This is a genomic window from Spirosoma rhododendri (assembly GCF_012849055.1).
In the GTDB taxonomy this organism is placed as follows: Bacteria; Bacteroidota; Bacteroidia; order Cytophagales; family Spirosomataceae; genus Spirosoma; species Spirosoma rhododendri.
Genome location: NZ_CP051677.1, coordinates 1,543,429 through 1,560,011, shown reverse-complemented (window position 1 = coordinate 1,560,011; position 16,583 = coordinate 1,543,429). Strand labels below are relative to the sequence as shown.

The 16,583-nt window shown below is 55.6% G+C and carries 12 protein-coding genes; 7 read left to right on the top strand and 5 right to left on the bottom strand.

Annotated features, from left to right (window positions below; translation table 11 throughout):
* Window positions 1–172: 172 nt before the first annotated feature.
* The 5 genes from HH216_RS06265 to rhaT all read left to right on the top strand — a co-directional run bounded on the left by HH216_RS06265 (window position 173) and on the right by rhaT (window position 7,480).
* The gene (locus tag HH216_RS06265; protein ID WP_169550009.1) at window positions 173–1,189 is read left to right on the top strand and encodes a GntR family transcriptional regulator; all 1,017 of its coding nucleotides are present in this window, start codon (window positions 173–175) and stop codon (window positions 1,187–1,189) included.
* Between the two features lie 126 nt (window positions 1,190–1,315).
* Window positions 1,316–3,436 (top strand): bifunctional aldolase/short-chain dehydrogenase, encoded by a 2,121-nt coding sequence (locus HH216_RS06260; RefSeq protein ID WP_169550008.1) that lies wholly within the window; start codon window positions 1,316–1,318, stop codon window positions 3,434–3,436.
* A 183-nt stretch (window positions 3,437–3,619) separates the two neighbouring features.
* Window positions 3,620–4,894 carry a sugar isomerase gene (locus HH216_RS06255; protein WP_169550007.1) on the top strand — a complete coding sequence of 425 codons (1,275 nt, stop codon included), beginning with the start codon at window positions 3,620–3,622 and terminating at the stop codon, window positions 4,892–4,894.
* 94 nt (window positions 4,895–4,988) lie between these two features.
* The gene (locus tag HH216_RS06250; RefSeq protein ID WP_169550006.1) at window positions 4,989–6,380 is read left to right on the top strand and encodes an FGGY-family carbohydrate kinase; all 1,392 of its coding nucleotides are present in this window, start codon (window positions 4,989–4,991) and stop codon (window positions 6,378–6,380) included.
* 65 nt (window positions 6,381–6,445) lie between these two features.
* Complete coding sequence (gene rhaT / locus HH216_RS06245) at window positions 6,446–7,480, top strand: L-rhamnose/proton symporter RhaT (protein ID WP_169550005.1); 1,035 nt, start codon at window positions 6,446–6,448, stop codon at window positions 7,478–7,480.
* A gap of 86 nt (window positions 7,481–7,566) precedes the next feature.
* On the opposite strand, the gene HH216_RS06240 is transcribed toward rhaT, so the two are convergent.
* On the bottom strand, window positions 7,567–7,773 hold the full coding sequence (locus tag HH216_RS06240; protein ID WP_169550004.1) for a cold-shock protein: 207 nt from the start codon (window positions 7,771–7,773) through the stop codon (window positions 7,567–7,569).
* Between the two features lie 337 nt (window positions 7,774–8,110).
* On the opposite strand from HH216_RS06240, the gene HH216_RS06235 reads away from it, so the two are divergent.
* Window positions 8,111–8,332 carry a PspC domain-containing protein gene (locus HH216_RS06235; RefSeq protein WP_169550003.1) on the top strand — a complete coding sequence of 74 codons (222 nt, stop codon included), beginning with the start codon at window positions 8,111–8,113 and terminating at the stop codon, window positions 8,330–8,332.
* 1 nt (window position 8,333) lies between these two features.
* On the opposite strand, the gene HH216_RS06230 is transcribed toward HH216_RS06235, so the two are convergent.
* From HH216_RS06230 to HH216_RS06220, 3 genes are all read right to left on the bottom strand, one after another.
* Window positions 8,334–9,362: a glycosyltransferase family 2 protein gene (locus tag HH216_RS06230; RefSeq protein WP_169550002.1), complete on the bottom strand. Its 1,029-nt coding sequence runs from the start codon at window positions 9,360–9,362 to the stop codon at window positions 8,334–8,336.
* 92 nt (window positions 9,363–9,454) lie between these two features.
* A complete protein-coding gene (locus HH216_RS06225) occupies window positions 9,455–9,784 on the bottom strand; it encodes a YbaB/EbfC family nucleoid-associated protein (RefSeq protein ID WP_169553282.1) in 330 nt (109 codons plus the stop codon).
* 19 nt (window positions 9,785–9,803) lie between these two features.
* Window positions 9,804–11,462 carry a T9SS type B sorting domain-containing protein gene (locus HH216_RS06220; RefSeq protein ID WP_169550001.1) on the bottom strand — a complete coding sequence of 553 codons (1,659 nt, stop codon included), beginning with the start codon at window positions 11,460–11,462 and terminating at the stop codon, window positions 9,804–9,806.
* 526 nt (window positions 11,463–11,988) lie between these two features.
* Between HH216_RS06220 and HH216_RS06215 the strand changes: the two genes are divergently transcribed.
* Complete coding sequence (locus HH216_RS06215; RefSeq protein WP_169550000.1) at window positions 11,989–13,272, top strand: bifunctional 3,4-dihydroxy-2-butanone-4-phosphate synthase/GTP cyclohydrolase II; 1,284 nt, start codon at window positions 11,989–11,991, stop codon at window positions 13,270–13,272.
* Window positions 13,273–13,382: 110 nt separating this feature from the next.
* Here the strand turns inward: HH216_RS06215 and HH216_RS06210 are convergent, their stop codons facing one another.
* Window positions 13,383–16,460 (bottom strand): putative LPS assembly protein LptD, encoded by a 3,078-nt coding sequence (locus HH216_RS06210; protein WP_254448708.1) that lies wholly within the window; start codon window positions 16,458–16,460, stop codon window positions 13,383–13,385.
* Window positions 16,461–16,583: the final 123 nt, after the last annotated feature.

Sequence of the window (16,583 nt, the reverse complement as noted above, 5' to 3'; positions counted from 1 at the left end):
GTCAGGCAGTAGGATAATCTACCGACTCGGACCGCTACAATCGTCCGTAAATTTGAACAATTCTAATTTAAACAGTTACCTATACCTGCTTCATCCCCACAAATTCCTTGCTAAATCAGTAAATTTCGCTACTAAGTGCCTCCTTACTCAGTCACTCTAACGCCAACTAGCCATGCTTGACTGTATCGATATCGTTGATTCACTGAGTGTTCCGAAGTATCAGCAACTGGTCAACTCGATTGTCAGCGGGATTCAGACGAAGGATATCAGGCCGGGCGACAAATTACCATCCATCCACGAAGTCAGTGCCGAATTCGACGTAGCCAAACGAACGGTCGAGAAAGCCTACGACCTATTGAAGGAGCAGGACATTGTGGTGGCGGTGAAAGGTAAGGGGTACTACATCAACCACACGCTGCTGGGCCGGAACCTGAAAATCTTCCTGCTCTTCAACAAGCTGAGTGCCCACAAAAAAATCATTTATGACTCGTTTGTCAGCGAACTGGGCACCGATACGCCCATCGACTTTTTCATCTACAACAACGACTTCCGGCTCTTTCGCGACATTATCCGCAAGGAAGGCACGCGCCACTCGCACTACGTCATCATCTCCCATTTTTTCAATGATACCGAGCAGGCCCGCGAGCTGATAAACCAACTGCCTAAGCATAAACTCGTCGTACTCGATAAACTGATCGACGGCATTACGGGCAAGTACGCGTCGGTGGTGCAGAACTTCGAGAAAGACCTGATCCACGCGCTGACCGAAGCCCTGCCGCTACTGCGCAAATACAGTCAGCTCAACATCCTGTTTCCGGCTGAAACCTACCATCCGAAAGCCATTCTGAACGGCTTTTACCGCTTCTGCTACGAACACGGCTTCGTCGCCCGCGTCGTGCGCGACATCGCCGATGAAGCCATTACACCTGGCAACGCCTACATCAACCTGATGGAAGACGACCTCGTGACACTCATCAAGAAGATAAAGGATACGGGCTACACCGTCGGGCAGCAGGTCGGAATTCTGTCGTACAACGAAACGCCCCTGAAGGAAATCCTGCTCGACGGCATCACGGTTATGTCGACAGATTTTGCGCAGATGGGCAAGACGGCCGCGCAGCTCGTGCTGAACAATACCTGCCAGCATATCGAAAATCCGTTCCGGCTGGTTGTGCGAAAATCGCTCTGACGCACCGGAAACTTAACACCAATAGTAGGCAAGTAGGGGAAGGCACTTTCTCGCAAACCGCCCTACTTTACGCAACGCTGTATAACCTGATCGCTTCAGTACCGTACCTTTTTTGACGGTTTTTTTATGATTGCTTCGCCAAACACATTTCGCCACGTCAGTTACCTCTGGGACAACGCCAAAGCCGCCGAACTCGAAGGCGACGAAGTAGCCCTGCTCATCTACCGCTCGAACCTGCTGGGTGCCGATCTCCGCCTGACCAACTACGGGGGCGGCAACACGTCCTGCAAAGCAATGGCCACCGACCCGCTGACGGGTCAGCCGACCGAAGTGATGTGGGTGAAAGGCTCCGGTGGCGACATCGGCACGCTCACCCGCAGCGGTCTGGCCGCGCTGTACGTCGACCGGCTGCGGAGTCTGAAAAACATCTACCGGGGTATCGAACACGAAGACGAAATGGTCGAGCTATTCAACCACTGCATCTTCGATCTGGCGTCGAAAGCCCCGTCGATTGATACGCCCCTACACGGCTTTCTGCCTTACAAACACATCGACCACCTGCACCCCGACGCAGCCATTGCCATCGCTGCCGCCAAAGACGGCAAGCGCATCACGCAGGAGCTGTTCAACGGCACCATCGGCTGGGTCGACTGGCAGCGGCCGGGCTTCGACCTGGGGCTAAAACTGGCCGAATGCGTCGAGCAGAATCCCGGCATTCGCGGCATCATGCTTGGGTCGCACGGGCTGTTTACGTGGGGCGACACGGCCTACGAAAGCTACGTCAACACGCTGGAAGTGGTCGAACGCTGCGCTGAGTACCTGGCCGACAACTATGGCAAAGACCGGCCTGTATTTGGTGGCTCCAAGCGTGAGAGCCTGCCCGCCGACGTGCGGAAAACGCAGGCCGCCAAACTAGCTCCGGTGCTGCGCGGTCTGTGTTCGAGCGAACACCACATGATCGGTCACTTCACCGATGACGAGCGGGTGCTGGAGTTTATCAACTCGAATGATCTGGACCGGTTGGCCCCGATGGGTACCTCCTGCCCCGACCACTTCCTGCGCACGAAAATCAGCCCGTTGGTACTGCCCCTTGCCGCCGACGCCGACCTGAATGACGGACCGGCCCTGCGCACCGAACTGACGCCCGCGTTTGAGCAGTACCGGGCCATGTATCAGGACTATTACAACACCTGCAAGCACCCCAACAGTCCCGCCATCCGGGACGCCAATCCGGTCGTGCTGCTGTATCCGGGCGTGGGCATGTTTACCTTCGCAAAAGACAAGCAGACCGCCCGCGTAGCCGCCGAATTCTACATCAACGCGATCAACGTGATGAAGGGCGCGGAAGCGATTTCGGAGTACACCTCGCTACCCCGGCAGGAAGCCTTCGACATCGAATACTGGCTACTCGAAGAAGCCAAGCTGCAACGAATGCCGAAGCCCAAACCGCTGTCGGGCAAAATCGCGCTGATTACCGGTAGTGCGGGCGGTATCGGTAAAGCCATCGCCAAAAAATTCGCGCAGGAAGGGGCCTGCGTCGTACTGAACGACATCAATCAGGAGCGGCTCGACGGGGCGCAGGCCGAGTTTACCAAAGCCTTCGGCAAAGACGCTGTCGCCACGACGACGCTGAACGTGACCGACTACACCAGCATTCAGGATGCGCTGTCGGCGGCTAGTCTAGCGTTTGGCGGGGTCGATATTGTTGTGAACAACGCGGGTATCAGCATCTCCAAGCCGATTGCAGAACATACCATCGACGAGTGGGACCGACTGTACGACATTCTGGTGAAGGGCCAGTTCATGGTGACGAAAGCGGCCGTTGAGGTGCTGCGCAAGCAGGACATGGGGGGCGACATTATCAACATCGTCTCGAAAAATGCGCTCGTTGCCGGACCGAACAACGCGGGCTATGGCTCAGCGAAAGCGGCTCAACTGCACCTGAGCCGTCTGAATGCCGCCGAACTGGGTAGCGATAGCATCCGCGTCAACACGGTCAACCCCGACGCGGTCATTTCCGACTCGAACATCTGGGCGGGTGGCTGGGCCGAAGGGCGCGCTAAAGCCTACGGCGTCACAGTCGAGGAACTCCCCGCCTACTACGCCAAACGGACGCTGCTCAACGAGATCATCCTGCCCGACGATATTGCTAATGCTTGTTTCGCCTTCGTCGGCGGCTTGCTCAATAAATCTACCGGCAACGTCCTCAACGTCGACGGCGGTGTCGCCATGGCCTTCGTCCGCTAACGTATAGCCAATCGAGAAGTAGCCTGGACCTCCAGGTCCGGGTGCCCGGTAGGGCAACCCGCGTAGGCGGCAGCTTTTAGGTCGCTTCGCGCCCACCCGGACGTGGACCGCACCGGCGGACCGGTCCAGGCTACTTGCTCCGCAGGCTACTTGTCAACTTGCCACTCACTACCGCCCAAACCTATGAACCTTACTACCGACACCATTGCCAGCCACAACGCCGACCGGGTAGCCCGGCACCGGCAATTGCTGGCCCCCTGGACTGATTCCGTTGAGCAGACGGAGACGATCATCGAAAAATTAGTGGCGTTTCAGATCGCCATTCCAAGCTGGGCACTTGGCACCGGCGGCACCCGCTTTGGCCGATTTCCCGGCGGGGGCGAGCCGCGCAATCTCGAGGAAAAAATCAGCGACGTGGGTTTGCTGCACGCACTGAACCGGGCGAGCGGAGCTATCTCCTTGCACATTCCGTGGGACATTCCGCAGGACCCGAAGGCCATCCGTCAACTCGCCGACAGCTACGGACTGGCTTTCGACGCGGTCAACTCCAACACGTTTCAGGATCAGCCCGATCAGCAGGAAAGTTACAAGTTCGGCTCGTTGCAGCACGTCGACCGGGCGGTGCGGCAGCAGGCTATCGACCACAACATCGACGTAATCCGGCACGGCGTTGATCTGGGCTCCAAGTCGCTGACGGTCTGGCTGTCGGACGGGTCGAGTTTCCCCGGTCAACTAAACTTCCGCAAGGCGTTTGAACGGACGCTGGGCGGTTTGCAGGACATCTACGCGGCCCTGCCCGACGACTGGAAAATGTTTGTCGAGTACAAAGCTTTCGAGCCGAACTTCTATTCGACCACCGTTGGCGACTGGGGCAGCAGCTATCTGTACGCCAGCAAACTCGGCCCGAAAGCCTACACGCTGGTCGATCTGGGGCACCACCTACCCAACGCCAATATCGAGCAGATCGTCGCGATACTGCTGATGGAAGGTAAGCTGGGTGGTTTCCATTTCAACGACTCGAAATACGGCGACGACGACCTGACGGCAGGCAGCATCAAGCCCTACCAACTGTTCCTGATTTTCAACGAACTCGTCGGCGGGATGGACGCGCGGGGCATGAACCACGCCACCGACCTCGGCTGGATGATCGACGCGAGCCACAACGTCAAAGACCCGCTCGAAGACCTGTTACAAAGCGTCGAAGCCATCCAACTCGCCTACGCGCAGGCCCTGCTCGTCGACCGCGACGCGCTGGAAGCCGCCCGCGACGCCAACGACGTCGTGCAGGCGCAGGAACTGTTGCAGGACGCCTTCCGCACCGACGTTCGCCCACTGGCGGCCGAAGCCCGTCGCCGGGCGGGTGGTGCCTTACACCCCCTGGCCCTCTACCGCAACCTCAACATCCGCGACCAACTCATTCAGGAGCGCGGAGCCAAATCCATCGCCACGGGACTCTAACTGAATGATTGAATGATAGAGTGACTGAATGATAGAATAGCCACATCGTTCAGTCATTCTATCATTTAATCACTCAATCACTCAATCATTGGCCATGCACGTCGCTGTTTTTGATATTGGGAAGACCAATAAGAAGCTGTTTCTCTTCGACCGGCAATACAATATTGTCTGGGAAACGAGCACGCAGTTTGTCGAAACAGTGGACGAAGATGGTGACCCGTGCGAAGACGTCGATCACCTGACGAACTGGGTACAGCAGGCGTTGCAGGATGTATTGGCTAAGCCGCAGTTCGACGTGAAGGCCCTGAATTTCTCGACCTACGGCGCGAGTCTGGTCTGTGTCGATGCGCAGGGTCAGGCAGTGGGGCCTTTGTACAATTATTTAAAAGCCTACCCGGACGAGCTGTCGCGGCAATTTTATTTGGCGTATGGTCCGGAAGAACGCGTATCAGTGGAAACGGCATCGCCCGCGCTGGGAAATCTGAATTCGGGGCTGGCTCTGTACCGGATTCGCCATCAGAAGCCGGATTTATTCGCTAGGATGCGGTACGCGCTGCATTTACCGCAGTACGTGAGTTCGCTGTTTACCGGGCAGTTCCACGCCGACCTGACCAGCATTGGGTGCCACACCGCGCTGTGGAATTTCGACCGGCAGCAGTACCACGGCTGGGTTACGGCCGAGCAACTGGATCAGAAACTGGCCCCGCTGTTTCCGGGAAATGCGGTGATGGATACGGTCGTATACGGCAAGCCGATGAAAGTAGGCGTCGGGTTGCACGACTCGTCGGCGGCTTTGATTCCGTATCTGGCGAGTTTCAGCGAACCGTTCGTGCTTATCTCGACGGGCACGTGGTGCATTAGCCTGAACCCGTTCAATACCCAGCCGCTGACGGCCGAAGAACTGCAATACGACTGCCTGTGCTTCCTGAACTATCAGGGCCAACCGGTGAAGGCATCGCGGCTCTTTGCCGGTTACGAACACGAACAGCAGGTGCAGCGACTGGCCGCACATTTCGGCGTCCCCGTCGACACCTACAAACAGGTGCCCTACGACCCGTCGCTGATCGATGAACTACCCACCCGCCCGGTGCAGCCCATCCCCGACCCACTAACGACCAAACAACCGGCCGTGCTAGTGCAGTCGGCGTTTATCCGGCGCGACCTGACTGACTTCGACACCTACGAACAGGCGTACCACCAACTGATCCATGACATCGTAGCGCAGCAGCTCATCTCGACTGAACTGGTACTGCACCGCTCCCCCGTCGACCGCATTTTCGTTGATGGGGGATTCAGCAAAAACCCGATTTATATGGCGTTGCTGGCGTCGGCCTTTCCGCAGCTAAACGTCTCGGCGGCATCGGTCGCGCAGGCAACCGCCCTCGGTGCGGCCCTCGCAATTCACGATAACTGGAACCCGCTGCCCCTACCCGACAATCTGGTTCAGCTTCGCCCGGTCGACGCACCGATGCACAAACCGGCGTAGCGCAGCCCATTTTTTCGTTTCTCTACTTCTGATTCCATTCCTAAACCTGAACCGTTCTACAACCTATGGCCGTCATTTGGGGCGTTGTCTTGCATGCGCTGGGGGGCTTCGCTTCCGGCAGTTTCTATCTACCCTACAAACAGGTAAAAAGCTGGTCCTGGGAAAGTTACTGGCTCGTTGGCGGTATCTTTTCCTGGGTAATTGCCCCCTGGGTACTCGGGCTACTTACCGTACCGCACCTATTACAGATTTTGCGCGAAACGCCCACCGAAACGCTGCTCTGGACGTATTTCTGGGGCGTGCTCTGGGGATTCGGCGGCCTGACCTTCGGGCTGTCGATGCGCTATCTGGGGTTATCGCTGGGTATGGCCGTTGTACTGGGGCTTTGCGCCGTGTTCGGCACGCTGGTGCCGCCGATCTGGCTGGGGCAGTTTGGTAATCTTGTCAGTACCACGTCGGGACAGTTCATCATGGCGGGGCTGGCCGTTTGCGTACTCGGCATTACGATCTGCGGGGTAGCCGGGATGATGAAGGAAAAGACACAGCCGGAAGCCGAGAAGAAAGCCGCCATCGCCGAGTTCGATCTGCGCAAAGGGTTCATGGTCGCCGTATTTTCGGGCATTATGAGCGCCTGCTTCTCCTTCGGGCTGACGGCCGGGCAGTCGATTTCGGAGCGGGCCGTTGGCTTCGGGGCCGATCCGCTGTTCATGAACAACGCCCCGCTGGTGATTATCCTGCTCGGCGGTTTAACCACTAACGCCATCTGGTCGATCTACCTGAATATGAAGAATCAGACGTACAAGGACTACCGTAATTTATCGGCTCCGATTGCCCGAAATATCCTGTTCTGCGCGATTGCGGGGGTTACGTGGTACTTTCAGTTCTTCTTCTACGGCATGGGCGACAGCAAGATGGGCGAGTACCGCTTCTCCGGCTGGACACTACATATGGCTTTTATTATTGCATTTAGCAGTTTTTGGGGATTATATTTGCACGAGTGGAGAGGCTCGAACGCGGCAACTATGCGAACCATTCGTATTGGTATACTAACCGTGATCCTGTCCTCCGTCATTGTCGGAATCGGCAATTACCTGGCTTAGCTTTATCAAGTTTTGTTTTACCATAAATGAAAAAGCCCGTCTGGCATCCGGACGGGCTTTTTATATGCACAAGCGACATCTGTTGACTAGTATTCGCCCTCGATTTTCTTCACTTTTACGGCGTTTAATCCTTTCTTACCGTCGACAACTTCAAACTGAACGCGGTCTTTTTCCCGAATGGTGATACCATTCAGGCCTGTAACGTGGACAAAAATGTCCCGGTTTGAATCATCCTCAACGATAAATCCGTAGCCTTTGCTTTCGTTGAAGAATTTTACTACACCTGTCTGCATAAACAATTGAATAGTTAATAAATAAAAGGACAAAGGGTTAGCGATTGACAAAAGACACGGAACTGGCACCTAGCATACTTCAACGAAACACCTAAATGGCACGGCACGGACTTTGCGGTTTCAGGCAGCTGGTAATCCACTAGAAATCACCGGCAAGCCTGAAATACGAAATAAATGAAATTGTTCCAATGTCAATAGATTGGCAATAATTTTTTGTCTCTTTTTACGTAAATCTGTATGAATTTCTTTCTAAACGGCAAACATTGTACGGCACAGCCTTGTTAGCTTTGCGCAATACCGTTAACGTCTATACGTTTTGTACGTTCCACTAACAGCTATGAACAAACTTCGGTATTTCGTTGAAAAACAGGCGTTCGGCGTTTGCAGCATCCTGGGCGAACGCATGAATATCTCAGCCAGCAGCATCCGGCTGTACTTTATATACACGTCGTTCCTAACGCTGGGATCGCCGGTTATACTGTACCTGATTATGGCGTTCTGGCTGGAGATGAACAAACACCTGCGTCGGCACGCGCACCCCACTATCTGGGAGTTGTAACTTACTTGTCCAGCTGACTGAATCGACGGTGGCCTTTGCCAAAGTACTGCCAGACCAGACTTCGTTCGTATAAGTTTGCCCGCTGCTTTTCCTGTTGCTTTAGCTGGCGACGTTGCTTGTTCAGGGTAGGCAGATGTCCGTAGAACGCGCCATGCGCTTTGAGCACAGCCCCGATGTCGCCCCATTGCCCGGCGGCAAGGTAGAGCACCGACGACAAGCCGTCGAATACCAACCGCATGAATACTTTGCTTAGAAACCAGCCGTCGGCAGGCCAGTTTTTGTACAACATGTACAGGCTGTTGCGGTGGTTTAACAGCGTCTTGTGCGGATTGGATTTGTGTAGTGTTCCACCGCCAACGTGGTATACTGTCGATTGGCCACAGGTCCAGACGGAGTAGCCCAGCCGCTGTACACGCCAGCACCAGTCGATCTCCTCCATGTGCGCGAAGAAAGCCGAATCGAAGCCGCCCGTTTCGTGGAAAACAGTGGCCCGCACAAACAGGCAGGCACCGGTAGCCCAGAACACAGGGCGATTGTCGTCGTACTGCCCGGTGTCGGGTTCCAGCACGTCGAACACGCGGCCCCGGCAGAACGCATAGCCTAAATAATCGAGATAGCCGCCGGCAGCACCGGCGTATTCAAACGACTCCCGCTGCTGCTCTGACCGAATTTTTGGCTGACAGGCAGCAATTGCTGAATCGCCTTCCAGTAATTGAAGTACGGGCGCAATCCAGTTGGGTGTAACTTCAATATCGGAGTTGACCAGCGCATAGTAGGTAGCCCCACCGTATTCACTCCTGACTCGTTCCAGCGCCTGATTGTACCCTCCTGCGTAGCCATTGTTGGTTTCCAGCTGAATAACCCGAACGGCCGGAAATTGTAGCCGCAGCCAGGATACAGACCCGTCGGTTGAGGCATTGTCAGCTACGTAAACAGGGTGGCCGTCGGCCTGCGCCAGGAGTGCGGGTAAAAAACGGCGCAGAAATGGCAGACCGTTGTAATTCAGAACAACTATTGCGAGGGTATCCACTAAATGGCGATTGGCGGGGTATTAATTCCGCCGTGAAGATACGGAGCCAGGGCGGTATGCGCGAAAAACCGCAGCGGCTCCGTCCACCCGATTTACAGCAGCCCGTCGAGATTCATGCCGGGGATATTGGGTAGTAGCCCGTCGGTAGCCTGACGCAGATGTTCACGTGCTTTCACTTCGACAGCGCTAATGGCCTTGTTTGTGGCGGCTACGATCAGGTCCTGCAACATTTCGCGGTCGGCTGGTTTGATCAGATCCGGATCAATGTCGATGCTGAGTACATTTTTCAGACCGTTTACCGTCACCTTCACCATACCCGCTCCAGCATCACCCGTTTCGGTAATGGCGTTCAGGTTCTGCTGCGCATCTTTCATTCGGGACTGAACTTCCTTCATTTTCCCGAACATATCCATCATGTTCATCATCAATCTGTTTTATGGGTTAACGCACTAATAACACCCCGCCCGTACGAACAGTTTTCTGCCCATCGGAATCCTCGACTTCGATGCGGTACATGTACTGCCCCTCAATGGCGGGTTGGCCGCCGACGGTACCGTCCCAACCTTTCGTAATGTCGGTCGAACTGAAAACGGCCTGGCCCCAGCGGCTGTAGACAGTCAGGCGAAACAGGTCGGAGGTGGTGCCTTTGACCAGAAAAATGTCGTTGACCTGATCGCCGTTGGGAGTAAATGCGTCAGGGGCGAATAGCGGTGTAGACCGGCGCAGCGTATAAAAATTGGAGTAGCTAACCACGCCCTGTGCGGAGGTGGCGATGATCCGGTACCGCTGCACACTCGTCACCGGGTCGTTTGGGTCAGGCTCATAGTGGCTATTGGTTCCCGACGGAATCTCACGCTTTGTACCGTTGTCAGGGTTAATCACTTCAACGGTATAATTTTCGACCCCACCGGTCGAGAAGGGAGAGTCGCGGGTCCAGTCGATACCGCTGGGCGATTGCGACGACAGCCATACCGTACAGGCCGTGGGCGATGGCGGTGATACCTGACCGCACGTGTTCTGGTACGCCACCTGATAACAGTACGAACCCGCATTTACATCAGCTGCTTCGTCGACAAACGTGTTGCCCGACAAAGCGCTCACCTGCTGGAAGGGCCCGCCCCCGCTGCTCCGGCTGACAATCATGGTGTAGCTGGTCGATGACGACGCGTTTATTGCGGCAATCAGCCGGGGCTTATCATTTTCAATCGATACCAACACGTTCGTAAAGCTGTCGGGGGCTTCGGTGTTAACGCCCGTTGCGCAGATCGGGGCCGACGTTACTACCGTTGGACCCGCCGTTACTTCGATGGCGTAGCAGTATTGCACTCCGCACTGTATATTGTTGGCGTCACTGGTTGTTGTTGTCGCTTTGTTGGTAATCGTACCGCCCGTTGGCGACCCGCCCCGCGTGATGCGGTAGTAGCGAAACGGCGTGTTTCCCTGATACGCTTCCCAGCTTAGGTTGTTCTGCTTACTGACGGGCGTCACGTTTAGCGCCATGCTGCACACCTGATCAGAGGTCGGGCCAGCCGTGCCGCATGCGTCCTGACTGACCAGCTGAAAGCACTGAGTTTGCCGGGTGTTGGCCTGTATCGAAAACGTACCGGCCGACGTCCCCGTCTGGCTGGTCGGCACGTAGGCACCCGATCCGTCGCGCTGAAGCAGCTGAACAGCAGTCCCCGTGTTGCTTTGGTAGCTTATCGTCAGGTTATTATCACCAACGGTTGCCAGGCGCGAGATAAGGGGAGCCGTCGCCGTGGCGGTACTTGCCAGCGGGGTGATCGACATCGCGAATGGGGTACCGCCACAACTGGCCGGGGCACTGTACACCCCCTGAATGGTTGCGGTTCGGTTACGACTATCGGTGTAGGTATGCTGCGGCCGGGCCTGGAGCTGGGCTAAGGTGTAGCTCTGGACCACGCCATCGCCCCAGTTGACCTGGTACGCATCGTACTTGTTGTTAGAATCGTCGAGCGTGGCCGTCAGCGTTACGACCCGGTTGGCGCAGGACTGCGTAGTCGCCCGCACGACACCCGTGGGCAGCACCTCGACCTGTTTACACGTAATACTTCCTACACCGAGCGAGTTACCGCTACCCACTTGGACAATCGTGTAAGAGCCCGGGGCTGTGTACGAGTACGTAGTGGTAATAGTTGTTTGTATTCTCTGCAAATCTCGACCATCGTACTGAAAGTCATACCCTACTGACGAAATGTTCGCGGGTGTACTCACCGTGATTGGTGTTCCTATGCATACTCTACTCTTGCTTACCGAGAACTCTCCTGGATTGACAGGATTTATGCATACATTTTGCGCAACCGCCAGTGTTGCTGTTATCACTATCAACAGCGCAGCGAATAGGCTGGTTTGCCCGATTTTTGCCCCCTTTTCAGTTAGCCACGTTCCTAAAATTTGCACAGCGGGTAAAGAGTTGAACCAGTCGTCTGATTTTGTGTCAAGCAGTTGGGTATCACTCGAAAAACGCGCCCGGCGACATTTTCGCGCCCGGCGAAACGTATCTTTCTGGAAAACGGTTTTCTGAGCAGTTGATTAACGATGCACACCGTCATGGTTAATTTTACGCCAACGTCAAAAGTACGGACGTCGGTACCCATCAACCAAACTCATGGACAAGAATAGTACCAACATCGCCGACACGTCGGATTTCAATACAAATTCTCAGGCCCTGAAACTCGACTCAATCGAAGACGCCATTGCCGATATCCGGGCCGGTAAAATCGTGCTCGTCGTCGACGATGAAGACCGCGAGAATGAGGGGGATATGATCTGCGCGGCCGAGCTGATTACGCCCGAAATGGTCAATTTCATGATTCGGGAAGCCCGCGGACTGATGTGCGCGCCATTAACGCAGGACCGATGCGACGAACTCGGCCTCGACATGATGGTTACCAGCAACACATCGGTACACACCACGCCATTTACGGTGTCGGTCGATCTGCTGGGTAACGGCTGCACAACGGGCATTTCGGCGTCTGACCGGGCCAAGACCATCCGGGCACTGGTTGATCCCGACACGAAACCCGACGATTTGGGTCGGCCGGGGCACATTTTTCCGCTGCGGGCTGTCGATGAGGGCGTTATCCGCCGGGCAGGGCATACCGAAGCAGCCGTCGATCTGGCGCGGCTGGCCGGGTTAGCCCCGGTGGGTGTGCTGATTGAAGTACTGAACGAGGACGGTACGATGGCGCGGCTGCCGGAGTTGCGCGTTATGGCCGACCGCTTCGGAATGAAACTCGTCAGCATCCAAGACTTGATCGAATATCGGCTGCGTACGGAAACGCTGATTCGGCGCGAAATCGGTGTCGATATGCCGACTGAATGGGGGCATTTTGACCTAATCGCTTATAAGCAAAGCAACACGGGCGATACGCATCTGGCGCTGGTCAAAGGCACGTGGGAGCCCAACGAGCCGGTACTGGTGCGCGTCCATTCGTCGTGCGTCACGGGCGACATCTTTGGCTCCTGCCGCTGCGACTGTGGCCCACAGCTTCATGCATCGATGAAGATGGTTGAAGCGGCTGGTAAAGGCGTGGTCGTTTATATGTTTCAGGAAGGGCGCGGTATCGGTCTGCTCAACAAGCTGAAAGCCTACAAGCTACAGGAAATGGGCCGCGACACGGTCGAAGCAAATCTGGAGCTGGGTCTGCCGATGGATGCCCGTGATTACGGCATTGGCGCGCAGATTCTGCGTGATCTCGGTATACGCAAGCTGAAGCTGATTTCCAACAATCCGAAAAAACGGGCGGGCCTGATGGGCTACGGACTGGAAATCGTCGATACGGTACCCATCGAGATTCCGGCAAATCCGCATAACGAGTTTTACCTCCGCACCAAGCGCGACAAGATGGGCCATACCATCATGACCGAGCCGGTCAATCGGGAGCAGTAAGCGGTGCGGGTTTGAGGTTTGATGTATAAAGTTTAAGGTTGGCCAGCGCAACAGAACCATCGCGTCAGCCAACCTTAAACTTTATACATCAAACCTCAAACCCGCGCAGCCTACCGGTAAAAACCGCCGTTATCGTAGAAGCTACGGCGACGGCTCAGCTTCAACTCCTGAAGGATGGACGAGCGGGCACGCAGATCGAACGAATAGTTACCCTGCCGGATGTTGCTGCCGGAGTAAGGGGTCCAGTTGAAGGCCATTTCCCAGCAGTGCAGGTCACGATTGATGCCGATGGTCGTCAGCGTCGGGCGCTTGTACTGGAAGTCGTAACCAGAGCTAAACGTCACTTTCCACTTGGGTGTCAGACTCAGGTCACCGGTCAGGGTCAGGGCCTGAATTACCTGCGAGTATTCCGGATTGAACTTCGTCAGGCCAAACGTGTAGCTGACGTTCACCGTCCAGGGAATGTTAAAATCAACGTACAGTTCAGGGTTCTGATTGATGGCCCGTACCGTAGCATCGTTTACGTTGACGTTTGGAATCCCGTTCGTACTCCCCACTCCGCGCTTCTGCTGCGACTTTTTGGGTGCAAATCGTGTGCTGACGTAAGCCTGCATACTCGTCAGTCGGGCCAGCCCCTGCCCGGCCTGAATGGCATACACTCCCGGCACACGGGCGTATTGCTGCGAACCGAACAAGTAGCTGTTACTGTAAAGAATATAGTCTGAGTAGGTCAGGGGCGGCTGAGCCGTTGAGCCACTGCCTGCATTCGGCAGACTGTACAACGGCGTTCCGCCGTACGGGCGGTTGGCGTACGGATCGAACGTCGACGACAGGTTAAAGCTAACGTTCTTAAAAATCTGCGTGTTGGCGCTGATCGCAATCGGCGATAGTTTGAAGTCGGGCGCCAGCAGGTTGTAGTTGCCGTTGATACTGATGTTGTCGAAGATGGGAATTTTCTTAAAGTCCTGTCCCGTCGAATCACCCCCGCGCGTCCTGACCTTCATCTCCAGCTGGTTAACGATACCGAACGAGATAATTGCCGATTGCGTACTACCCGTTCCGGAACTCCCACCCAGGCCCCTGAAAACAGACAACGTTCGCCGGTATTCGGGCAGGTTCGCCAATGAGCCAACGGGCTGTAGCGTTTGAAATAAGCCAAATGCTGGATTTGTAAAGTCAGGGATATAACTGAATGAGATCGACGGCGCTACTGTGTGTCGGATGGCCTCAATTCGCTTGCCGCGTACGAAGAACGTGCCGTAAAAGCGGGTGTTAGCGCTGGCATTAACGGCGAAGTTGTACGACGGAAAGAATCCCCTTGCCGTATCAATTCGGACAGCATCCTGTGCCTGAACGTACGTGTAATTCAGCTTTTTCGTAAAAATGTCGCCCTGTAGCGAGAATCCCGGCGTCACGTTGACATAGCGCAGCAGCTTGATGTTCGGCAGCGTGATCGGAATGCTGTACCGGGCCTGTACCACTCGATTGTTCCAGATCACGCCAGAATTAGCCAGACTGAAGGCAATCAAGTTGGGGTCTGACACGATCTGTCCGTTCAGAATTCGCTGCGCCCGGTTGGCACTGTCGCGGGCGCGCTCGACGGCGCTAACCAGCGACACGCTCGAGCCACCCGTGACGACGGCGAAACCCAGCCCACTGGTGTCGATTGACCGGCGAATCGTGTTACTGACCGTGATCGATCCGCTGACGTCGAGGCCAAACCGGAAGCTTTCATACCAGCGACCCGACCCACCCCGCAACGCAAACGGCGCGATCTGGTTCAGACCAAAGTTGAAGTCCGATGAGATATCCGTTTTGCCGTTTTCGCGCGTCCCCGTCGTTGGGTTGACCTGCCCGAACTGCTGATTGACACGCAGGTTGGCACCGAAGCGGGCGTACTGACCGAGCGTTCGGCTGTACTGCACCGACGAAGCCGCGACGTTGGAGATGTAGTTGTTAGTACCCGTGTAGGAGTTAAACTGGTTGTACGAGTTGCTGCTGGCATTGACGTTGGCCGAGAAGCTTCCCCGCCCACGCGGCACCGGCGAGTGCGCCCAGTTGATCGAAAAGTCGTTGCGGGGCTGCTGGCTTATATCGACGCGGTCGCCGGACCGGTTGCGGTTGAAGGCCAGGTTAAACGAGCCGCTGTAACGATACCGTTTGTTATAGGCCGACGATAGCCCCAGCCCCCAGCTACCACGCGAATAAATCTGCCCTTTGAATTGCAGGCCGAGGTTTTCGTTTACCGCCCAGTAGTAGCCGCCGTCGCGCAGGTAGAAACCACGTCCATTGGGCTCTTCGCCGTACTGCGGTATCAACACACCCGACACACCAATTTCCTTGCGCTTGGGGAACGGGAAAAAGCCAAACGGCAAACCAAGCGGCAGCGGCACCTGACTGATAACCAGATTGAACGGTCCGGCCACGACCTGCTTGTTGTGAATGACCTTCAGCTTGCTGGCGTTGATGTGAAAGTGGGGCGTTGCCAAATTACAGGTCGTGTAAATGGCTTTCCCGATGTACAGGTTGTCTTCGGCGTCTTTCTTCACCGATACACCCCGGATGTTTCCTTCGCCCTGCTGCGTGATAACCCCCTGAATCTTACCCTTCTTCGACTTGAAATTGTAGCGGATCTCTTTGGTATCGTATTTGCCCTCGCCGTCCTGAAAAACAGGCTGCCCGATGGTTTTCTTCGCCGTCGAGTCATACCGCCCGTGGGCATACACTTCGTTAGTGATGTAGTTCAGCCGGATGTAGGCGGCCTTCAGCGAAATATCACCGTATATGACGCTGGCATCGCCAAACAACTCGACAGTCTGACCGTCAGCGAGGTAGATGGTCGAGTCTTTCGCCTGGTATTTAACGGTCGTCTGGAAAGTGGCGTCAGACTGCGCGGTGTCCTTTTTGGCTGTGCGTGTCGAATCGCCGACGCGGCCGGTCAGGCTTTCGGGTATAACGACGTTGGGTGAAACAATGCCGGGCGTAATTGTTCTGGGTTGTATCCGGCGGATTGTTCCTGGCCTGGCCGTGGTCGACGCAGGCCGCGTAGATACGCCTGACTTAGACGTGCCCGGCGTGGTCGTGGTCGACGCTGGCCTAGTCTGTCCTGTCGCTCCGATTGCCCAAAAAAGGCAGATCAGGCAGAGAAACAGACGAGTGAGCGTTAACGAAATCCGGGTGGGCCGCAAAATAAAGTCCGTTTAGTACTGTTTTATTAAAAAAATTATATTTGCTACAAGGGCCTGGTGCCAGTAGTTTACAAAGGTATCGCCCAACCGTTATCCTACTATCGACTTGAAACGTTTTGCCCT